The sequence below is a fragment of the Cyanobacterium aponinum PCC 10605 genome (assembly GCF_000317675.1).
In the GTDB taxonomy this organism is placed as follows: Bacteria; Cyanobacteriota; Cyanobacteriia; order Cyanobacteriales; family Cyanobacteriaceae; genus PCC-10605.
This window is the reverse complement of sequence record NC_019776.1, coordinates 3,818,109-3,836,430: the sequence shown is the minus strand read 5'-3', so window position 1 is coordinate 3,836,430 and position 18,322 is coordinate 3,818,109. Positions and strand designations below refer to the sequence as shown.

Sequence of the window (18,322 nt, the reverse complement as noted above, 5' to 3'; positions counted from 1 at the left end):
TAATAAATCTTTGGTTAAGGCAGGGAAAAGGGAAGAGGGAAAAGTGATAATAATTGACTTTAAAGCTATTGAAATTGATTTTTTGTCTATCACTAATTAGTGTTAATGTATTAGAGCAAGATCTGAGTTTAAATTAGTTTTAAACAAATCTTCTGACGTTGTTGAATTAAGCGATGGTTTTTAGTTTAGATCAGGAATGGAAACTCTTTCAATCAGCAATGGTAATAATATTTTGACTGCTAGATACTTGGAACAATTAAACAATGCTTTATATCAACATTCAGCAACCCCTAGAACTCTAAAAACCAAAACTCTTCTTTTAATTCCCTTGCCATCAGATTTTGTACAGCTTCTTGAGGGGTGATTTTTCCCTTCAGCAATAGATAAACTTGGTAGGAAATTGGTACGGGAATTTTTTGTTGGTGGGCTAATTTAATCAATACTGTGGCGGTGTTGACTCCTTCGGCTGTGCCCTCTAAATCCTCGATAATTTCCTCAAGGGATTTTCCTTGGGCTAAACCGGCTCCTACTTGGTAATTTCGGGATAAAGGGCTATCACAGGTGGCGAGTAAATCTCCTAAACCAGATAAACCAAAAAAGGTTTCCACCGATGCCCCTAAATGAGTTCCTACCCTAATCATTTCTGGTAATGCCCTAGTTAATAAAGCGGCTTTGGCATTAGTACCCAATTCTAAACCATCACAAACTCCCGATGCGATCGCCATCACATTTTTTAATGTTCCCCCTAATTCTGTACCAATGGGGTCATTATTGACGTAAACTCGAAAAATATCTGATGCGAACATAGCTTGAACTAACTCAGCAGATTCTATACTGGTACTAGATACTACTGTAGCCGCCGGTAAGCCTCTTTTAATTTCTTTTGATAAATTAGGACCACATAAAACAATTATAGGATGATCAGGAAAAGCCTCTTGTAGAATTTGGGAAGGAGTTTTCGTTGTCTCAAAATCTAACCCTTTTGTTGCCGTCACAATCAAAGCATTATCCTTCATCTTAATTTGCTTTAACTGTTCTATTATTGGTCTGACACCCTTCATCGAGACTGCTGAAATAATAATATCTGTGTCCACAATCACTGATTCTAATGATTGAGATGATTTACGACTCCAGATAGTGTAACTATGATTTGCCCTATCTAATAAATATGCTAGGGTTGTACCCCATGCACCAGAACCTATAATGGTAATTTTAGGATGTTGAGTCATTGTTTGAGCCTGATTTTATCGCTAAATGTTCTGTTATTTTACTGCAGTTTTCACAAGTTTTCCCGTCCTTAAAATCCCCTTTAGATTCGATGAAAGCACCTTTACCTCAGTTTTGCTTAAGAATATTGGATAAGAGTAGGTGTCAGGTATTCGGGGTTCAGAGTTAGGAGTTAGTTAGGGGCGAATAGCTGCCCGTACAGGAGTTATAAGTTATTAATTATCAACTATTTACCTTTGCTCTCCCCCCTCTCGAGGAAGGATAAAGGGGGGTTTGCCCTTTTTACCATCACTCATCGATAATTATCTCGAACTCAGGTTTGATTAAAATTAAGGGGTTTTCAGGCTAGGTTTTTATCATTGATTAGACAAATCCGCCAAGGCGAATACCAACACCGAAAACCACGAATAACACAGCTAAGGTAGTAACACCGACAATATGGTAAGCCAGTTGATTTAGGGTTTCTTTACTCAAATTGGGAATGATGAAAAATCGGGCATGAATGGCTAAAGCAAGGGTTAACAGTAATATCCCTAATTTGAACATAATATAACGAGATAAAAAGTTATCTAAATTCCATAACCCTTGAAATTGAGGGAAATAAATCCACGTTAAGCCTAATCCCGTCAATATTTGTGTGGCTAGGGAGATTAATCCCAGAGTCTCAAAGTTTTGCTCAAAATTTTCGATTAATTCTGGCTCTGATTTTTTGAGAGCTTTTGGTAATACCATTATGGCTAAGATTAAATGCCCTCCTGTCCATATAGTAGCACTTAGGGTATGTAGTAAAACTAAGATTTTAAATATCATTGCTCTTAATATATAAATATTTATTCATAATATGTTAACTATCATGCTTATCAGCATTTCTAGGTATGTTAGCTAAAGTTTATTCCTTCCAGATATTCGATCGAGGCTTTTGGTATAATTTAATACAGAAAAACAAAGAGGTATGAAGAATGGATTGGAAAACATGGGAAGAAGAAGAAGCTAAAGTTTATCAACCCGGCACACCAGTTCAATTAAAACGGGAGGGAGGTAAAATTTACTATGTCGAAGAATATGATGCGATGCTTGTGCCTCCCATTTGGTTGGAAGATTATCCCAAGCCTTGCTATCCTGAAGAATTAAGAGTTGTATCTAATTTATTTTGTGTTTTGCCTCAACTTTGCCTGTTGCCTCAAAAAACATTACAAGTAGCTTAAAATAAAAATAATTGTGTTAATATCAGCAAATTTGTTATGTCTATACTGGAATTAAAATCTAGTTTTGTTAATCTTAGTGAACATATAGAATACCCTTCTGAGGGTATTTTAAGTAAAGTTTTACTTAAGGATAAAAACTGTCAATATACCTTATTTTGTTTGGCAAAAAATACTGAAATTTCTGAACATACCTCCAGTCGTAATGCGACGGTTCATGTCATTGAAGGAGAAGGAGTCTTAATCTTAGAAGGAGAAAAAATTATTTTAACAAAAGGGGTTTTTGTTGTAATGCCAAGTAATGCACCCCATGCTTTACAAGCCACTGAGAATCTTTGTTTTCTGTTAACTCTTTCTGCTACCGATAATTCTGATTAATTTACGAGTAAATTTGTTAACAAAGAAAGAAGAAATTTTTTTATCATTAAAAATGAAAATCAAAAACAGTTTCTTGTTTAAAAACAATATTGATTCAAAAAATTTTTAGGTGTCATAATCGGAATTTTTTAATATTAAATGGTTCTTCAGAGTGTGGTTATGATAAATTAATAAAAAATAACTTCCATAACCTTTATTGAATAGTGTTTATAGTAAAATAAAAATTAAAAGTTTATAAATTATTATTTAATAATCCCCTATTGCCTATTGCCTATTGCCTTTCAGCCTACCCTAACTAATAATTTACACAACGAGAAGTGATAGAGCCTATTAAATTAATTTGATATTCAATTAATATGAGTAAATATTGATCTCCTGCGACAATTACATCTACATTAGAGGCGATTACGAAGTTCAGAAATATTAAGCTCATTATAGGATAACCTCCGTTCGGTTTAAGAATATCCGATAAGGTTAGGTGTCAGGTTGCAGGTGGTAGGGGTGAATATATTAGACATCTCCAACAATTCTCAAAATAAGGGAACCAAGCCCTAACTACGAGCCTATATTAATATTTTCTACCAGATGTCTATTTAACGTCAGTTCAGATTAAGGCAACTTTATCGTTTTTTCTAAGAAGCTATAAGGTTTTCTGACTACGAGAAAATAATGCTTTCAGCTTATCCAAAACTCAGGTTAGGATAAATAGCGTGAAACATTTTTTATAAGGTGGGCTATACCCACCCTACAGATTATGATTTAGAGGTGATGATAGGAATATCATCGGGTTGAGCTTGGGTGGGTTGTTGGAAAATACCATAGATAGCACGAACTACAGACACGACTAATACGATCGCACCAATGGCAAAGACCATATCACCGGGAATACGTAACCATACAGTCCATTGCATCCATGCAGAACCGATAACCTCCGCACTTCTGGCGTACCATGTACCATGATTAACAGACTGTACCAACTGATAGAAACCGTTAGGAATTAACCCCATTACCATCATTAGCACTAACCCTATATTTATCCACCAAAAAGAGAAGTTAAAACCTTTTTCATCCCATGCCTCATCAGGGGTAATCTCCCTTAAAGCAAACAACATAAGTGCGATCGCCAATGAGCCATAAACACCGTATAAAGCAGAGTGGGCGTGAATGGGAGTGGTATTTAAACCTTGAGAGTAGTAAAGCACAATGGGAGGATTAATTAAGAAACCGAATACCCCAGCACCTACTAAATTCCAAAAACAGGTAGCAATGAAGAATTTTAGGGGTAAACGATAGAATCCCTCTGCTTCTTTGGATAATCGCATGGATTTTAATACCTCAAAACCAATCAAAGTTAAAGGCACGACTTCTAAAGCAGAAGCCACCGCCCCCATGGCAGTAATAAATACGGGTGTACCAGAAAAATAAAGGTGATGCAATGTGCCAATTACCCCACTACCCAGATAAAGAATTGTGGTTAAATAGGTGGCACGCAGGGCGGATGAGCGTTTCAAAAACCCTAATTCACTACATAGATATGCGATCGCAACTGTGGCAAATACTTCAAAAAAGCCCTCTACCCAAAGATGCACTACCCACCAACGCCAATATTCAGCGATACTAACGGGGGTGTGATTGGTGTACATTAAACCGGAGGCATAGAATAGAGGAATAGTAATGGCACTATAAAGGAAAAAATGATTTAAGCCCGTTTTGCTTCCTTCCCCTTTCAAAGCAGGTTTTAAAGCACGATACATCAAGAATAACCAAAAAACCATGCCACCGATGAGCAGTAATTGCCATAACCGCCCTAATTCTACATATTCATAGCCTTGATGTCCAAACCAAAAGCTATTATCTCCCCCTAAAATACCTTGCACACTAGCCCAAGCACCCACCAAAGAGCCTACTACCACAACGGTTAAAGCCACTAATAAGGTACTATTACCCCACACTTGGAATTTAGGTTCATGTTTACCGAAACGGGGAGCAAAATACAACCCTGCCGCTAACCAACAAGTAGCAATCCAAAAAACGGCTAATTGTAAATGCCATGTACGAGATGCCGCATAGGGTAAATAATCTTGAATTGGCACACCGTAAAAACCTTCCCCCTCAACTGCATAGTGTGCCGTTACCATGCCCATTAAAATCTGAACACAGAATAAAGCCATCGCTACACCAAAGAAAAGGGTAGTTGCTTTTTGGCTAGGGGTAGCAATACGAATGCTAGGGCGACTCTCAACGACTTGGATTTCGTCTGCGTCTTCTTGAGTGAGATAAATGAAGATAAAACCTGCAATTCCTGCAATTAAGACAATAACAGAGACTATTGACCAAATTACAAACTGCCCGGGTGCATTATTACCGATTAAATCATCATGGGGAAAATTAGCAGTGTAGGAAAAAGGAGCATTAGGGCGATTAGCAGAGGCTGACCAAGCAGTCCAAGTTAAAAACGCCGTTACATCGTGAATTTCGCTCTCATCTTTAAACCATCCCCTCGGAATCGAATGAATTGCCGAACCATTACTTAACAATTCGTGGTAGTCAACAAAAACCTGTTCTAATCCTTTCGTTTGAGCAGGAGAGAGAGTTAAAGTGTCCACATCTTCTGCATAACGATTGATTTTGAACTCTTGTTGTACTCTAGCTTGCAAAGTTGCTCTTTCCACATCGGAGAGGGCTTCTAAATCCTCTTGAGAGAAAGTTCGATCGTTGTTGTATAATACTCCAGCAGTGGCTAAACCCCAACGATGTAAGACATCTGCTGTCCAATCGGGGGCAAGATAGCTACCATGACCCCAGATACTACCAATATGTTGTCCACCTCTACCTAAATAGGTGATTTGTCCATGTTCGATTTGATCGTGGGTTAAAATGATTTCTTGTTGAGATGATACTATTTTATCGGGAATGGGGGGAGCATTTTTATAAATTACTGCCCCTGCGGATAGTAAGACTGTAAACGTCACCACACAGATAAAGACTAACCAAGCAGGTAATCCCCATCGTTTATATTGTGGTTGGACTTTTGCCCCTAAGTTGATTGTTGAATCTGCCATATATTTTCTTGATCTATAATCGTCAATTATGCAGAAAAGACATTAAAGAAAAAATAATAAATTACACTTTGTTATTGATTTTTTTTGTGTTGCCTTTCTATTTTGATCCTATTGACTAATTATTCGATTGAGTGTTAAGAAAACCTTAATTTATGCAGTTTCAGCAATTATTTTATGAAAGAAATAAATGTTATTTTTCTTAAAGAAAGATTACCTTATATTAATTAATTTTTGTTAATTATATGAACTTAAAAAATTAAATTTTATCACAAAAGCTGTTTTTTTGCAATTATTGCATAAGATACCTTTTCGTTTAATGTTATTGCTGAAGTAACGAAGCAATCTAATGATACTATGGATAGCTAAGTCAAAAATGTTGCCATGTCTAAACTACTCATCACTCAATATCATAACGAAGTTGAAAAAATAAAACGTTATGGTGGTAGTAAGAATGAATCTATCATTAGAGTTGCCTTTCAAAATTTACTCAACAACTACTGTCAAACTCGCAATTTTTTATTAATACCTGAATTGCCTTACAAAAATCAGAGAATTATTCCCGATGGTACGATAAAAGACGCTTTACAATTAGATTGGGGATACTGGGAAAGCAAAGACGAAAATGACGATTTAGACTTAGAAATAGAGAAAAAATTTGCTAAAGGCTATCCTAACGATAATATTTTATTTGAAGATTCACACACCGCTATATTAATTCAAAGTGGTGCTGAAAAAATGCGAATTTCCATGCAAGATGTTGACGCATTAGACAAGATTTTAAAAGAATTTATTGATTATCAACGCCCAGAAGTAGCGGAATTTTATCAGGCAATCACTAAGTTTAAAGAAGACTTACCCACTTTAATTAACACCCTCAGAGAAAACATTGATTTAGCTTCGAAAAATAATCAGAAATTTATCGCTAAAAGAGACACTTTTTTTAATCTTTGTCAAAATTCTATTAATCCGAATATTACCATTGAAGATGTTAGGGAAATGATGATTCAACATATCTTAACAGAAGACATCTTTTTAACCATTTTTGATGAGGCACAATTTCACAGAGATAATAATATTGCTAGAGAATTAACCGACTTAATTGATAGTTTTTTAAAGGGAGGAGAAAGGAAGAAATTATTAAGCAGTATTCAGCATTATTATAAGGCAATAAAAAGTAAAGCTAGTCAAATAAATAATCACCACGAAAAGCAGAAATTTTTAAAAGCAATTTACGAGAATTTTTATAAGGCTTATAATCCTTTATCTGCTGATAGATTAGGTATTGTTTATACTCCTAATGAGATAGTAAGATTTATGATTGAAAGCACTGATTTTCTACTTCATAAACATTTTCATAAATTACTCATTGACAAGGATGTCGAAATATTAGATCCTGCTACTGGCACTGGTACTTTTATTACTGAATTAATCGAATATTTACCCATCAATTCCCAAAATTATGACGCATTAAGATATAAATATCAGCATGAAATTCACTGTAATGAAGTGGCGATTTTACCTTACTATATCGCTAACTTAAATATTGAATATACCTATCAACAAAAAACGGGAGAATATCAGGAGTTTAATAATATCTGTTTTGTGGATACTTTAGATCATACCAGCTTTGAAGGGAAGCAAATGGATTTGTTTGCGATGTCGTTGGAAAATACAGCAAGAATTAAGCGTCAAAATGATAAGAAAATCTCCGTAATTATCGGAAATCCTCCCTATAATGCCAAGCAAGAAAATTTTAATGATAATAATGCTAATCGTAGTTATAAAAGTATAGATGATAGAATTAAAGCTACTTATATTAAGGAAGGTAAGGCACAAAATCAAATCGTTTTATATGATATGTATGTGCGGTTTATTCGATGGGCAAGTGATAGATTAAATGATAACGGTATTATTGCTTTTATTACGAATAATTCTTTTATTGACGGTTTAACCTTTGATGGTTTTAGAAAAGTTTTAAGGGAAGAATTTAGTCACATTTATATTATTGATTTAGGAGGGAATATTCGACAGGGAGATAAAACAGGAAACGTATTTAATATTATGATTGGGGTTGCCATTACTTTTTTAGTGAGAAAAGATAAAAACGTAGGGGTTGAATACCATTCAACCCACACAAAAACGAATAATTGTGAAATTTATTATTATAAATCTGTTGAAAATTCAGTATTAGATAAGTTAGACTTTATTGGTAAAAATAAGTTAAAAGACATTAATTTTACTCATATTATCCCTAAAAATAATCACTGGATTAATCAATGTGATAATGATTTTGATGATTTGTTACCTTTAATTGATAAAGAGGTGAAAAGCGGCAAATCGGAAGAAGCTATTTGTAAGTTGTTTTCTTCAGGAATAAAAACTCAAAGAGATGAATGGGTTTATGATTTTAATAGAGATAATTTAGAAGAAAAAGTAAGGTTTTTAGTTAATATTTATCAGGAAATTTTAAAGGATGATAATTTTAAAGATAAAAATAGCATTAAATGGGATGCAGAATTAAGTAGTTATTTATCCAGAAAAATTGAAAAAGAGTTTAATCATGAACAAATTTTATTAAGTTTATATCGTCCATTTACCAAACAATATTTATATCTGGATAAGCATTTTAATGGAAGGACTTATCAATGGTTTAATATTTATAATCAAGAGGATAAAGATAATAAATATATTAATTTTTTGGTAGGTAAAAGATTACCATTTTCAACAATTATTAGTGATACGATTACAGATTTAGGATTATTTGTTACTGATCCGATTCAATGTTTGCCATTATATACTTATGATAAAGAGGGAAAAAAAGAGGAAAATATTACGGATTGGGCGTTAGAGTTATTTCGTGAGCATTATAGTAGTCATGGGGTAACAAGGGGCTTAAGCCCCTTGCCTGAGTCAGAAGAAAGCCCATTGCCTCAAAGTAGCCCATTGCCTCAAAATAGCCCATTGCCCGATAATCCCTCACTGTCTGAGCATTGGTGGCTTGTTACATTTGTTACTCATAACTCCCGTGTATCGGAAAGAATGATTACTTATGGAGTAAAAAAAGGAGAGCCATTAATTTTTAATGAAGAAAATAGAATTTTTATTGCAGAAAAAATATTAGAATCTGTGAAAAATTATAATCTTAATGTTATTACTTTTAATGTTTTACCTGATCATGTTCATTTAATTATTGGTGCTAATACTGAAAAAGAATTATCTGAGAATATCAGAAAAATTAAAGGTTTTACTTCTTTTCAATTTCAAAGATTTAATCATTGGGAAAAAGGACAAAAAATTTGGGCTCAAAAATTTCATAGAGAAGTGATTGAAGAAGAATCACATTTATTAAATGCGATCGAATATATTGAGAATAATCATTTAAAACATAGTGAAAATTGGGGAGAAGAAATCATAGCTACTTGGGAAAATCATCTTAAAATTATTGTTGAAGAAACCAAGAAATTAACAAGGGGCTTAAGCCCCTTGCCTAAGTCAGAAGAAAGCCCCTTGCCTAAGTCAGAAGAAAGCCCCTTGCCTAAGTCAGAAGAAAGCCCCTTGCCTAAGTCAGAAGAAAGCCCCTTGCCTAAGTCAGAAGAAAGCCCCTTGCTTCACAATAGTAGTCAAAAATTAATCACCAAAGAGGATATTTTTTATTATGTTTATGCTGTTTTACATAATCCGAAATATCGAGAAAAGTATGAGTTAAATTTGAAAAGAGAGTTTCCTCGAATACCTTTTTATGATGATTTTTGGCAATGGGTAAATTGGGGTAAAAAGTTAATGGATTTGCACTTAAATTATGAAAAAATAGAGCCTTATAATTTAAAAAGAATTGATGTTGCCCTCAGCCGTAACTCTTCTCCTAAAAAGCGAGGGGAAATAAAAGCTAAGTTAAAAGCGGATAAAGTTAAACATCAAATTATTATTGATGAGATGACAATTTTAACAGAGATTCCGCCTATAGCTTGGGAATATAAGTTAGGTAATCGTAGTGCTTTGGAGTGGATTTTAGATCAATATAAGGAGAAAAAACCAAGGGATAAAACCATTGCAGAAAGGTTTAATAATTATCGTTTTGCTGAGTATAAAGAGAAGGTAATTGATTTGTTAATGAGGGTAACAACTGTTAGTGTAGAAACGATGAAAATAATTAATGAAATTGACTCAAAAAACTTTTAGGTGTCATAATCGAAATTTCTTGATATGTAACTAAAGTGAGTAAATCTTGATCTCCAGTGATTATTACGTCTGCATTAGAAGCGATCACGAAGTGGCGCTGCGCGATCGCAGTTGCTAAATACATTGATTTATAAGTACTTTTCCCCTGAATCGGCGACTTTTAACAGGGTTTTTTCAAAGTCAGGGCAAAATTATCTTGCCCTCACCCCCAACCCCTCTCCCACAGTAGAGGGGAGCGTTTTTTCTTAATAATTGATTAATTAATACTTAAAAACTCCTGTATCTGTCACTATTTGTTAGTTTCAAAAATTGACATTTTTGAGAATGAAAAAACCCCGGACTTTTAACCCCATAATAATCTCACAACTCAAATAGGACGAATTTTGGTTAAGATCAATATTTATTGAGTATTTATTAATTAATAGTTATATTATAATTTTCATGTCTAATCAGGAAGCAATTAAGTTACCCCGCACCAGCGAATCAGAAGAATTAAAAAAAATCCGTCATACCACCTCTCACGTTATGGCTATGGCGGTACAAAAATTATATCCTAATGCTCAAGTTACCATCGGTCCTTGGACGGAAACTGGTTTTTATTACGATTTTGATTTACCTGAACCTTTAGCAGAAAAGGATCTCAAGGCAATTAAGAAGGAGATGATAAAAATTATTAACAAGAAATTGCCTGTTATTCGTGAGGTTGTCACCAGAGAAGAAGCCCAAAAGAGAATTAAAGATATTAACGAACCCTATAAATTAGAGATTTTGGATAGTATCAAAGAAGACCCCATTACTATTTATCATTTGGGGGATCAATGGTGGGATTTATGCGCAGGACCTCATGTGGAAACTACCGCCGAGCTTAATCCAAAAGCGATCGAACTCGAAACTGTGGCGGGGGCATATTGGCGTGGAGATGCAAATAATAAGCAGTTACAGAGGGTTTATGGTACGGCATGGGAAACCCCTGAACAATTAGCAGAATACAAACGCCGTAAGGAAGAAGCCTTAAAACGGGATCACCGTAAGTTAGGTAAAGAGTTGGGATTGTTCATTTTTAGCGATCCAGTGGGACCCGGATTACCTTTGTGGACTCCGAAAGGTACTTTGATTCGATCGACTCTTGAAGATTTTTTGAAACAGGAACAAATCAAAAGAGGTTATTTACAGGTAGTTAGTCCTCATATTGGTAGGGTGGATTTATTTAAAATTTCTGGTCACTGGCAAAACTACAAAGAAGATATGTTCCCGATGATGGCGGATAATGCTGAGGAAGCGGAAAAAGAGGTTGGTTTTGTCTTAAAGCCTATGAATTGCCCTTTCCATATCCAAATTTATAAAAATGAGTTGCGATCATATCGTGATTTACCCATGCGTTTAGCGGAATTTGGTACGGTGTATCGTTATGAACAATCTGGAGAATTGGGAGGTTTAACCAGAGTCAGAGGCTTTACTGTCGATGATTCTCACTTGTTTGTTACCCCTGATCAACTAGAAAGCGAATTTTTCAGCGTAGTTGATTTAATTCTATCGGTATTCAAGAGTTTACAATTGAAGAACTTTAAAGCCCGTCTTAGCTTCCGAGATCCCAATTCTGATAAATATATCGGTGGTGATGAGGTCTGGGAAAAAGCCCAAAATGCGATTCGTAATGCCGTTAAACAGTTGGATATGGAATATTTTGAAGCGGAAGGGGAAGCGGCTTTTTATGGACCTAAGCTCGATTTTATCTTCCAAGATGCTTTAGAAAGAGAATGGCAATTAGGTACGGTACAGGTTGACTATAACTTACCAGAGCGTTTCGATTTGGAATATACTGCCCCCGATGGTAGCCGTCAACGTCCCATCATGATTCACCGTGCGCCCTTCGGGTCTTTAGAACGTCTTATCGGGATTTTAATTGAAGAATATGCCGGGGATTTCCCTCTCTGGTTAGCACCGGTTCAAGTGCGTTTAATGCCTGTTAGCGATGATTTTTCGGGGTATGCCCAAGAGGTTTGTCAAAAAATGTTAAGCCTCGGTATCCGTGCAGAAGTCGATAACAGTGGTGAAAGATTGGGTAAGATGATTCGCAATGGGGAAAAGCAAAAAATCCCTGTAATGGCGGTTGTTGGAGCTAGTGAAGTGGAGAATAATACCCTTAGTATCCGTACCCGTGCCTCTGGGGACTTAGGTGCGATCGCCGTTTCTGAGGTGATTGATAAAGTAAAAGGTGCGATCGAATCTCACGGTAATTTCTAGTTAACCTCAGTTTGGTTTAAGAATATCGGATAAGAGCAGGTTTCAGGTATTAGGTGGCGGGTTTCAGGTAAAGATTTTTTAATTAATTTTTAAACATAATAAACTTTTAGAAATATTTATTAAGATTATTTAGTAAATATTCAAAAAAATAATTTTGATTTAATTTTTATTATTAGATGAAATTATTTACTATTAATATTTAAAGTATAATTATTGTGTAAAATACATATAAATTTTGTGCTTTTTAATATTAAAAAATAAGTAAGTATTTTGATCTAATGATGATAACAGTAAATACTTGGATACCCGTAGGACCCGCCCCCATACAAGATCCCATTCATGGACGTTTAAGTTATCCCAAAATTTGGGGAGATACTCTGATTTCAGGGGCAGTTAATGGCTTGGCAATGGTTCAAGGTGAAAATGGAGACGGTTTTCTCTATATTGGTGCGGTAAATGGTGGGGTTTGGATGCGTCCTTATACTTACGCTACCGACAGTTGGGGTGAGTGGACTTGGCAGAGTAAACCGAGTAATGATCCTAATTCTGGCTATCAGGGTATTCAGTCTATTGCGAAAATAGCTGTTTCTCCAGATAATAAATATTTAGCCGTTGGGCAAGGTAATCCTTCTAATTTCAAGGCTTTTTCTTCGGGGAATAGCAAAGGATTGCAAATAGCTAAGATACTTGAGGATGGAAGTTTAGAATGGTTAATCCTTAATCCAGATATTAGTAATCTATTTGTTGAAAATAAAATCAATATTCGAGATTTAGACTGGGCTAATAATAATCTTTTTATTGCTACTCTTAATGAATTAATGGTTTTGGATGTTGTTGAGGGCGAAGTTAGTAACTTAAGAATATTAACTCAAGATCCTCAAGAAATTTCTTTTGTACAGGTTGCTCATAATAATCAGGGTGATACTTATGGAATAAGTCTCGGAGGACTTCACTATATTGACTCGGAAAATTCGAGTGTTGCCCTTCCAATTACAGGAGATAAAGTTCAAGATTTTTATAACTCTTTAGGATCATCTATTGATAATTTACGTTTAAGTGCTTATCCTGAACTGGTTAACGGTCAAACAGTCTTATTCGTGGGGGCTTCCCAAGAAAATAAAATATCTATTATTAGCAGACTTGTTCTGAATGGTTCTGAGTTAATTGATTTTGATACAGTTAATGTTCAGGGTGATATTGGTAGTGGGCAAGGATCAGGAGAGGATTTTTATGGTAATTTCTCCTTTTTTGCTGATCCTGAAGATTCTTCTGCTTTAAGAGTTTTAGCGGGAGGTAATCAATATGGTGGAAATAGTCGAAATGGTCCTTTCACAGGAGGAATTGTTGCTGTCGAATTTCAAACAGATGGTTCTACCCCTCAATTAGTGGATTGGTTTGGTCCTAGAAATGGGATTATTCGAGAGGAATTGACAGAAGGTACAGCCCCCCATGCGGATAGTCGTGAGATTATTTTTTATGATACTCCCGAAGGATTAAAGTTGATTGAAAGTGATGACGGAGGGATTTTTCAGAAAGGGATAAATTCCGAGTCTCCATGGACTTCTTTAAGCGGAAAAGGTTTACAAACGGTTGAATCTCGTACTGGAGATTGGAGTAATATTGGCAATCAGTTGATTAGTGCCATACAAGATAACTCCGTAGCCATAGGCAATTATGGTGATTTAACTTGGTCAAATGTCTTTGCAGGGGATGGCTCTTTAGGTTTTTTTGATGATGCTTCTTATCAGGGAGATGGTTTTAGTCGGGGATACTATGCCTCTCAACAATATATGAGTCAAGGATATACCGTTTTAACTACTCTCGATGAAACAGGTACTTGGAGAAGTGTTAATTATATTTCTTTGGTAACCAATGATTACAGTGGCAATCAAGTTCCGATAGAATTATTTGAAGGAGACTGGTTTGAAAGTCTTAACCCTGAAGAGGGTTATCCTTTTGGTCTTCCTGCTAATAGTAATCCTTATCGGGCAGGGGATATAGTTTTTACAGGAACAAGGAATATTTATGAAGCGGTTTTTCCCCATTGGGAAATCGATCCTAATGAAATACTTTTAATGCCTTTACTCCCCGAAAGTTTTGAGTCCAATAGTGTTAAGTATTTTACCGCTTTGGATGTGGGTTCGAGTCTGGAAGAAGTGAGTAGCTTTGAAATGGCAAAACCCTACAGTTGGGATGATCTATATACGGCATATTCTGACCGACAAACGAGAACTTCTTATCTATTAGGAAGAAATGGCTCCGAATCATCTACTATGCTTGATCCTAATAGCTACCAGTTACAGTTAATCGATACGATTCAAGGGTTGTATATTACCGATATTGCTCATCATTCAGATTCCTTCTCAAATACAGATAATATTTATTATTTGGCAACGGAAACATCTATTTTATATTTGGGAGAAAATAACCCTTCGGGGGAAAATAATCTTTTAGCGGTGAAAATCGGAGATAATGAGCCTATTTATTATACTTATCAAGAATTAGGCTTAGATCCTCAAGTTAACCTACAAACAATTACTTTATTACCGGCAACGGATACTCACCCTCAGCAGTTAGTAGTAGGAGGATTAGGAGGTTTATGGATTAGCGATATTAACGGTAATGGGCAACCTAGCACTTTTTCCTCTATGAATTGGGATGGTTTGCCTGAAAATATAGGTCCGGGTAGTTGGAATTTGGATTTGGAATATGATCCTGTGGATGATGTCCTTATTGCTAATATGTTAGGTCAAGGTGCTTGGATTTGGAGTCGTTCGGGAGAAATTGATACCCCCCCTGAACCTGATTTTGGTATTTCTATTACTTCTAGTTTAGTCCCTCAAGCCCAATCTAATTTCTTCGATCGCCGTGGACGTAGTATTGATGGAGCGATTAGCGTTCAATTACATCGCACTCCTGAGCAACTCAATCGAGATATTACCGCCCAATTAGTGTTAAAAGATCCTATTATCTGGCAAGAAAATATCGGCTTATATGCAGATGTTAGTCGTACATTGGATTTAACAGAAGGTGCGATCGTTGATAATCAAATTCGTATTCCTCTAACCTTTGTCCCGGGGGTGGATACCTTAACTTTAGAATTTACCACCAAACGACCAAATCTTGTTTTGCCAGACATTACCGCCACCATGGAAGTGGTAAGTAACGATTTTCCCGACTCAGTAGCCGAAGGTAATATCACTTTATTTCCCAATGGGGTATCCCCCGGTTATTATGAAACCTCCACATCAGGAGTTTTTTATAATTTTGGTCAAATAGCAGGTTCAAGAAACATAACAGCGATGATGCCTAGTTCTTTACCTCAAGGTACTCAAGTGGGGATTTATGCTGTAAATACTGATGGTTCTATTACTAATGATGAACAATCAATTAATCCAGATGACCCTAATTATCTAAATTTAGCATTAGAAAACAGCCTGTATTTAGCATTTGCTAATAATCCTCAGTCAAATTTAGCCTTAAATAGTGAAAAGGCTTTAAATGGTTTTGGCGATCGCACCTCTTTTATGACTACGGAAGCCCAAAGATATGGTAATGTTCAACAAGCAGACATTGCGGAAGGATTTACCACAGGACAAACTTTTGCTTTATCTCTGAGATTTCCCGATGGTAGCGGTTTAGTTTCGGTGGGAAGGGATGCTTTTACCATTGATAATAATGCCGATAATACTATCATTTTTGATCCCAATGAGGAAAAATTAGAAGTGGGATTAGCACCAGCAGGGGGAGGAGTATTTGCGGCAGAATCTTCGGAATATACTCTCAATATTGCTCGTTTAGGGGCGTATAATTCTGGTTATGGTCTTTTCCGAGTTGATAATTTAACGGGAGATATAGATGGACTTTCCCCCGGTACTAACGATTATGCGGTGAAAGCATTAGAAAGGGCTTTATCTAATAGCGTTGATGGTTTTACAGGTCAAAATTTCCCTGAATATGGTCAAAATGGCTCAGAAATCATAACAGGTTTATCGGAAAACAGTTACTATGGTAGTTTCATTACTCCTAATCGAACAATAAATGAAGCCTTAGAATTGTTGCAAGATTCATCCTCTTTGCCATCAAATAATTATGTCCATTTTAGTATCCAACAGGCAAATCAGGGAATTATCGCCGCTTTACCGATGGGTACGGGGTTTTTCGCCTTTGAAGATATGGGTTTAACGGGAGATAGTGATTTCAACGATATATTGCTTCAGTTTATACCAAATGATTCCTTACTTTTGTTCACATAATGTTTTCCAATAGTTAGGGGTTGATGAAAAAGTCGTGTTGCCGAGGGTAGGCAAAGGGCAAGGTTAAAAGGGCAATGGAAAAATTAAGAATTAAGAATTAAGAATTAAAAATCTTTAACTCCTGTACGGGCGAATGGCCATTCGCCCCTACTTTTCCCTCTCCCCTCATCCCCCTATCCCTAACATCTGCTGTTCCTGACACCTGAAACCTCATCTCCCCTAATACCTCGAACCTGCTTAACCATTGAGCTTTTGATTGAGAATTTGATTAGCTAATTTAGGATCTGCCCTTCCGCTAGTGGCTTTCATAATTTGACCAACAAAGAACCCTTGTAATTTGGTTTTTCCGGCTCGATATTGTTCTAATTTATCAGGATTCTCTGATAGAATTTTATCGATAATTGTACTTAATTCGTCAGGATTAGAAATGGCAACTAAGCCTTTACTTTCGACAATTTCTTTAGGAGAACCGCCTTTTTCTAATAATTCAGGCAGGATTTCTTTTGCAATTTTGCCACTGATAGTGCCTTCTTCAATTAGCTTAATTAACTCTGCTAACATTTCAGGTTTTAAGGCAATTTTGTTAATATCTAAATCAGGATTGCTATTGAGATAAGCGGCAATATCTTGAGTAATCCAGTTAGCTGCGCCTTTAACACTTGCACCATTAGCAACAACGGCTTCAAAGTATAAAGCAACGTCTTTATCATCGCTTAATACCCTTGCATCGTAAGCTGATAAGCCAAATTCTGCTTCATAACGACTACGTTTGTTTGCAGGTAATTCAGGTAAAGTTTTACTAATTTCCTCTAGTTGAGCTTCATTGATTACTAAAGGGGGTAAATCAGGTTCGGGGAAATAGCGGTAATCGCTTGAGCCTTCTTTACTTCTCATACTGATGGTGCGTTGACTGCCTTCTTCCCATAAACGGGTTTCTTGGATAATGGCTTCACCTTCGTTAATTGCTTCTATTTGTCTTTCTATTTCATATTCGATGGCTTTCTGAATGGCACTAAAAGAGTTCATGTTTTTGATTTCTACTTTTACTCCAAATTCTTTTTGCCCCACAGGACGCACGGATATGTTAACATCACACCGTAGTGAACCCTCTTGCATATTGCCATCGCTAATGCCTAAATAACGTACTAAGCGGCGCAATTCTTGAGCGTATTCTGCGGCTTCCTGCCCTGTACGTAAATCAGGCTCGGAAACTATTTCCAGTAAGGGAACGCCAGTTCTATTAAAATCAACAAGGGAATGAGTTGAACCTGCTAACCTATCACTACCTGCATGAACTAATTTCCCTGCATCTTCTTCCATGTGTAGGCGAGTAATACCAATGATTTTTTTGGTTACTTCTTGGGTTTTGGGATCAACTATTTCTATTTCTAACTGTCCATTTTCAACAATGGGTAAGTCATACTGAGATATTTGATAGTTTTTCGGTAAATCAGGATAAAAATACTGTTTGCGATCGAATTTACTATAACGAGCAATTTTCCCTTGTAAAGCTAAACCCATTTTGATGGCGGAGTTTAAAACTTCTTGATTTAATACGGGTAAAACCCCGGGATGTCCTAAACATACGGGACAAACATTTGTATTTGGGGGGCTATCGAAGTTAGTAGAACAACTGCAAAAAATTTTACTGTTGGTGTTGAGTTGACAATGAGTTTCTAAACCAATAATTGCTTCATATTTGGTTTGAGTAGCTGTGGTCATATTATTATTTACTATATTATTCTTTCGATCGAACCTTTATTTCTGTTTATTC

At 35.9% G+C, this 18,322-nt stretch carries 10 protein-coding genes; 5 read left to right on the top strand and 5 right to left on the bottom strand.

Annotated elements, in window-relative coordinates:
* Positions 1 to 290 precede the first annotated feature (290 nt).
* Positions 291 to 1,229 carry an NAD(P)H-dependent glycerol-3-phosphate dehydrogenase gene (locus CYAN10605_RS16050; protein ID WP_015220996.1) on the bottom strand — a complete coding sequence of 313 codons (939 nt, stop codon included), beginning with the start codon at positions 1,227 to 1,229 and terminating at the stop codon, positions 291 to 293.
* 361 nt (positions 1,230 to 1,590) lie between these two features.
* Complete coding sequence (locus CYAN10605_RS16045; protein WP_015220995.1) at positions 1,591 to 2,037, bottom strand: CopD family protein; 447 nt, start codon at positions 2,035 to 2,037, stop codon at positions 1,591 to 1,593.
* 149 nt (positions 2,038 to 2,186) lie between these two features.
* Here CYAN10605_RS16045 and CYAN10605_RS16040 point away from each other — a divergent pair, with 149 nt between their 5' ends.
* Positions 2,187 to 2,432: a hypothetical protein gene (locus CYAN10605_RS16040; protein WP_015220994.1), complete on the top strand. Its 246-nt coding sequence runs from the start codon at positions 2,187 to 2,189 to the stop codon at positions 2,430 to 2,432.
* A 36-nt stretch (positions 2,433 to 2,468) separates the two neighbouring features.
* The gene (locus tag CYAN10605_RS16035; protein WP_015220993.1) at positions 2,469 to 2,807 is read left to right on the top strand and encodes a cupin domain-containing protein; all 339 of its coding nucleotides are present in this window, start codon (positions 2,469 to 2,471) and stop codon (positions 2,805 to 2,807) included.
* A 752-nt stretch (positions 2,808 to 3,559) separates the two neighbouring features.
* Here the strand turns inward: CYAN10605_RS16035 and CYAN10605_RS16030 are convergent.
* Complete coding sequence (locus CYAN10605_RS16030; protein ID WP_015220992.1) at positions 3,560 to 5,869, bottom strand: nitric-oxide reductase large subunit; 2,310 nt, start codon at positions 5,867 to 5,869, stop codon at positions 3,560 to 3,562.
* A gap of 381 nt (positions 5,870 to 6,250) precedes the next feature.
* Between CYAN10605_RS16030 and CYAN10605_RS16025 the strand changes: the two genes are divergently transcribed.
* Complete coding sequence (locus tag CYAN10605_RS16025) at positions 6,251 to 10,048, top strand: type ISP restriction/modification enzyme (protein ID WP_015220991.1); 3,798 nt, start codon at positions 6,251 to 6,253, stop codon at positions 10,046 to 10,048.
* On the opposite strand, the gene CYAN10605_RS18945 is transcribed toward CYAN10605_RS16025, so the two are convergent.
* Entirely contained in the window at positions 10,020 to 10,172 is a 153-nt protein-coding gene (locus tag CYAN10605_RS18945; RefSeq protein WP_190275003.1) for a hypothetical protein, read from the bottom strand. The genes CYAN10605_RS16025 and CYAN10605_RS18945 overlap by 29 nt on opposite strands.
* Positions 10,173 to 10,489: 317 nt before the next feature.
* Here CYAN10605_RS18945 and thrS point away from each other — a divergent pair, with 317 nt between their 5' ends.
* Both thrS and CYAN10605_RS16015 read left to right on the top strand, forming a co-directional pair.
* A complete protein-coding gene (gene thrS / locus CYAN10605_RS16020) occupies positions 10,490 to 12,292 on the top strand; it encodes a threonine--tRNA ligase (RefSeq protein ID WP_015220990.1) in 1,803 nt (600 codons plus the stop codon).
* Between the two features lie 278 nt (positions 12,293 to 12,570).
* A complete protein-coding gene (locus CYAN10605_RS16015; RefSeq protein ID WP_015220989.1) occupies positions 12,571 to 16,548 on the top strand; it encodes a DUF4114 domain-containing protein in 3,978 nt (1,325 codons plus the stop codon).
* A 237-nt stretch (positions 16,549 to 16,785) separates the two neighbouring features.
* On the opposite strand, the gene gatB is transcribed toward CYAN10605_RS16015, so the two are convergent.
* Complete coding sequence (gatB, locus tag CYAN10605_RS16010) at positions 16,786 to 18,270, bottom strand: Asp-tRNA(Asn)/Glu-tRNA(Gln) amidotransferase subunit GatB (protein WP_015220988.1); 1,485 nt, start codon at positions 18,268 to 18,270, stop codon at positions 16,786 to 16,788.
* Positions 18,271 to 18,322 lie beyond the last annotated feature (52 nt).

Excerpts from the sequence above, each read along its gene's own strand:
- CYAN10605_RS16050 (WP_015220996.1), bottom strand. The coding sequence starts at position 1,229 with ATGACTCAACATCCTAAAATTACCATTATAGGTTCTGGTGCATGGGGT.
- CYAN10605_RS18945 (WP_190275003.1), bottom strand. The coding sequence starts at position 10,172 with ATGTATTTAGCAACTGCGATCGCGCAGCGCCACTTCGTGATCGCTTCT.
- gatB (WP_015220988.1), bottom strand. The coding sequence starts at position 18,270 with ATGACCACAGCTACTCAAACCAAATATGAAGCAATTATTGGTTTAGAA.
- thrS (WP_015220990.1), top strand. The coding sequence starts at position 10,490 with ATGTCTAATCAGGAAGCAATTAAGTTACCCCGCACCAGCGAATCAGAA.
- CYAN10605_RS16025 (WP_015220991.1), top strand. The coding sequence starts at position 6,251 with ATGTCTAAACTACTCATCACTCAATATCATAACGAAGTTGAAAAAATA.
- CYAN10605_RS16030 (WP_015220992.1), bottom strand. The coding sequence starts at position 5,869 with ATGGCAGATTCAACAATCAACTTAGGGGCAAAAGTCCAACCACAATAT.
- CYAN10605_RS16040 (WP_015220994.1), top strand. The coding sequence starts at position 2,187 with ATGGATTGGAAAACATGGGAAGAAGAAGAAGCTAAAGTTTATCAACCC.
- CYAN10605_RS16035 (WP_015220993.1), top strand. The coding sequence starts at position 2,469 with ATGTCTATACTGGAATTAAAATCTAGTTTTGTTAATCTTAGTGAACAT.
- CYAN10605_RS16045 (WP_015220995.1), bottom strand. The coding sequence starts at position 2,037 with ATGATATTTAAAATCTTAGTTTTACTACATACCCTAAGTGCTACTATA.
- CYAN10605_RS16015 (WP_015220989.1), top strand. The coding sequence starts at position 12,571 with ATGATGATAACAGTAAATACTTGGATACCCGTAGGACCCGCCCCCATA.